The sequence below is a fragment of the Acidimicrobiales bacterium genome (assembly GCA_035316325.1).
GTDB lineage: Bacteria > Actinomycetota > Acidimicrobiia > Acidimicrobiales > VFJN01 > DASXTK01.
Genome location: DATHJB010000180.1, coordinates 1 through 3,863 on the forward strand (window position 1 = coordinate 1; position 3,863 = coordinate 3,863).

Annotated in this window: 3 protein-coding genes; all 3 read right to left on the minus strand. The window is 73.7% G+C overall.

Translation table 11 applies throughout. The features are described from left to right. Positions 1–879, minus strand: an 879-nt coding sequence (locus VK611_24165) for a DmsC/YnfH family molybdoenzyme membrane anchor subunit (GenBank protein HMG44451.1), incomplete at its 3' end; no start/stop codon positions are given. A 74-nt stretch (positions 880–953) separates the two neighbouring features. After that, complete coding sequence (nirD, locus tag VK611_24170; GenBank protein HMG44452.1) at positions 954–1,304, minus strand: nitrite reductase small subunit NirD; 351 nt, start codon at positions 1,302–1,304, stop codon at positions 954–956. Continuing rightward, positions 1,301–3,841 carry a nitrite reductase large subunit NirB gene (gene nirB, locus VK611_24175; protein HMG44453.1) on the minus strand — a complete coding sequence of 847 codons (2,541 nt, stop codon included), beginning with the start codon at positions 3,839–3,841 and terminating at the stop codon, positions 1,301–1,303. Before nirB ends, nirD begins: the two co-directional genes overlap by 4 nt. Positions 3,842–3,863 lie beyond the last annotated feature (22 nt).

Sequence of the window (3,863 nt, forward strand, 5' to 3'; positions counted from 1 at the left end):
CCCCAGCAGCGGGGCGAGGGGCGCCACCGCCGTCACGACGACAGCAGCCGTGGCGGCGGTGGCATAGGCCCCGAACAACGCCACCTCGCGCGACAGCCACGAGCGGCGCAGGTTCCGCAGCGCCTTCCACGCGTGCACCGGACGCCCCAGGTGGCCGAGCGACGCCACCAGCGCCATGCCGGCGATCAGCGCCGCCAGCGGCCGGGCCCCCGCCAGGCTGGCGCCCACCGCCAGCTGGGTGAGGAGCGTCAGGACGATCAGCGGCGTGTGCGGGTCCTCGGGGCGGAGGCGATGGTCCGACGCGGCGAAGGTCTCCAGGGGGACGCCCTCCGGCAGCGCGATGCGGGTGGTCGACAGGGTGATGTCGGCCGACGGCAGGTTGGGCCCGTCGGCCGCGGCGTGGTCGGCCCGCCAGGCGGCGACGTCGACCGGCTCGACCGTGATCGCCTCGGTCGGGCAGGCGTTCACGCAGGCCGGCGCCAGGCCCTCCGACAGGCGGGGCAGGCACATGTCGCACTTCGTGACGATGCGCCGGTCGGGCTGGAAGGCGGGCACCGAGTAGGGGCAGTTCCAGGTGCAGTACTGGCAGCCGATGCACTCGTCGGCCTGGTGCTGCACCACCCCGTTGTCGAGCTTCACGTAGGCGTTCGTCGGACAACCCGACAGGCAGGTGGGCTCCAGGCAGTGGTTGCACGCCATCGACAGGTGGAAGCGGCGGGTCTCGGGGTGGTCGCCGCCCTCGATCTCCCCGACCCGGCGCCACACCGTGTCGGGTGGCAGGCCGTTCTGCTCGGCGCACGCCACCTCGCACGAGTGGCAGCCGATGCAGGCGCCCATGTCGAACCCGAACCGGTACTGCTGCCCCGCCTCCAGCGGCAACAGCTCCGGCCCGTTCTGTCTTCGCTCAGCCGGTGATAGCCGGCTCAGCGAAGACAGAACGACGGGGGTGGAGGTCACGGGAGGGCCACCTGGACCTGGCCGGCGGCGGTGACCCGCACGGGGAAGGTGGTGAGCGCCATGGTGTCGTCGTCGAGGCAGCGGCCCGTGCGCAGGTCGAACGACTGCTTGTACATGGGCGACGCCACCTTGGGGACGCCGGCCCGGTCGCCGACGATGCCGCGGCTCATCACGTGGGCGCCGCTGAACGGGTCGAGGTTGTCGACCGCGAACAGCTCGCCGTCGGCCACCAGGAACACCGCCACCTGCCGCCCTCCGACGAGCGCGGCGACGCCACGGCCCGGCGTGAGCGCCGCGAGGGCCACCACGTCGACCCAGGTCTCCCGCATCGCGTCGGGCAGCGTCATGGGCGCTCGTGGGGGAAGGCGGGGCGGCGTTGGCCCCGCTCGCGGACGTACACCAGCGACGGGTCGGGCTCGTCGGCGTTGACGAACACCCGGAAGCGGGCCAGGCGCTCGGGGTCCGCCAGGGTGGCCTTCCACTCGCACTCGTAGCCGGCGACGTGGCGCTCCATGTCGGCCACCAGCTCGTCGACCAGCCCGAGCGAGTCGTCGACGACGACGGCCCGCAGGTGGTCGATGCCGCCCTCCAGCTTGTTGAACCACGACGCCGTCCGCTCCAGCCGATCGGCGGTGCGGATGTAGTACATGAGGAACGCGTCGATGTGCCGGACGAGGGTCTCGGTGTCGAGGTCGGTGGCCAGGAGCACGGCGTGCTGCGGGGTCATGCCGCCGTTGCCGGCGACGTGGAGGTTCCAGCCCCGCTCGGTGGCGATCACCCCGACGTCCTTGCCCTGGGCCTCGGCGCACTCGCGGGCGCAGCCGGACACCGCCGACTTGATCTTGTGGGGCGCCCGCAGCCCCCGGTAGCGGAGCTCCAGCCGGATGGCCAGGCCCACCGCGTCCTGCACCCCGTAGCGGCACCACGTGGTGCCCACGCACGACTTCACCGTCCGCAGCGCCTTGCCGTAGGCGTGGCCCGACTCGAACCCGGCGTCGACCAGGCGGGTCCAGATGGCGGGCAGCTGGTCGACCCGGGCGCCGAACAGGTCGACGCGCTGGGCGCCGGTGATCTTGGTGTAGAGGTCGAACTCCTGGGCCACCTGCCCGAGGACGATGAGCCCGTCGGGGGTGATCTCGCCGCCCGGCACCCGGGGCACCACCGAGTAGGTGCCGTCGCGCTGGAGGTTGGCGAGGAAGTGGTCGTTGGTGTCCTGGAGGGTCGACTGCTCGCCGTCGAGGATGTAGCCGCTCGCCGTCGAGGCGAACATCGACGCCACGGCGGGCTTGCAGATCTCGCAGCCCCGGCCCCGGCCGTGCTCGGCCAGCAGCGCGGCGAAGCTGCGGATGCGCTTGACCCGCACGATGTCGAACAGCTCCTGGCGGGTGTGGTCGAAGTGCTCGCACAGGGTGCGGCGGACCGCGACCCCGGCCTTGCGGTGCTCGTCGTCGAGCAGGTCGGCCAGCAGCGGCAGGCACGACCCGCAGGTGGTGCCGGCGCGGGTGCCGGCCTTGATGCCGCCCACGTCGTCGGCGCCGTCCTGGATCGCGGCCCGGATCGTGCCGGCGTCGACGGTGTTGCACGAGCACACGACGGCGCCGGGCGGCAGCGCCGCGACCCCCGCGCCGGTCGCCGCGTCGGCGCCGGGCGAGGCCGGCGCGATCAGGGCGTCGATGCGCTCGGGGGTCTCGAGCGTGCCCCGGGCGTACTGCACGAGCAGCGGGTAGGCACTCAGGTCGCCGACGAGGATCCCGCCGACCACCCGGCGGCTCCCATCGTTCGAGACGACCACCTTGCGGTAGTCGCCGGCCAGCGGGTCGGTGTAGACGAGCGCCCGGCTGCCCTCGGTCCGGGTGCCGTGGGCGTCGCCGACGCTGGCGACGTCGACCCCGAGCAGCTTGAGCTTGGTGGACGTGTCGGCCCCGGTGAAGGCGACGTCGTCGCGGCCACTCAGGCGGCCGGCCAGCACGTCGGCCATCTGGTAGCCGGGAGCGACCAGCCCGTAGACCCGGCCCCGGTGGAGGGCGCACTCGCCGATGGCGTAGACGTCCGGCGCCGAGGTGGCGCAGCCGTCGTCGACCACGACGCCGCCCCGCTCGCCCACGTCGAGCCCGGCCGAGCGGGCCAGGTCGTCGCGGGGCCGGATACCGGCGGCGAAGACCACCAGGTCGGCCTGTATGGGCTCGTCCCGACCGTCGACGTCGAGGCCCACCACCTGGCCGCCCTCGGCCCGGACCCCGGAGGCGGCGCAGCCGGTGTGGACGGTGATGCCGAGCGCCTCGATGCGGTCCTGCAGGACGGCGGCGGCACCCTCGTCGAGCTGGACCGGCATCAGGCGGGGGGCGAACTCCACCACGGTGGCCTGCACGCCCAAGATGCGCAGGGCGTTGGCCGCCTCCAGGCCCAGCAGGCCGCCGCCCACCACCACGCCGCTGCGGCACCCGGCGGCCCACATGCGGATGGCCTCAAGGTCGTCGATGGTGCGGTAGACGAAGACCCCCGGGGTGTCGGTGCCCGGGATCGCTGGAACGAACGGCACCGACCCGGTGGCCAGCACCAGGGCGTCGTAGCCCACCACCCGACCCTGGGCGGTGGTGACCCGGCGGGCGGCGGTGTCGACGGCGTCGACACGGTCGTCGAGGTGCACGACCAGGCCCGGCGTGTCGTGGAAGCCGGGGCCGACGAGGCTGAGGTCGTCGGCGCCCAGGCCGTCGACGTAGGAGCTGAGCGACACCCGGTCGTAGGCGGCGTACGGCTCCTCGCCCACCACCACCGCCCGCCACGGCCCGTCGGGACCGAGCTGGCCCCGCCCGACCATGGCCTCCAGGAAGCGGTGCCCGACCATCCCGTAGCCGGCCAGAACCAGGGTCCTCGCGGCCGCCACTAGGCAGCCTCCTCGAAGGTGA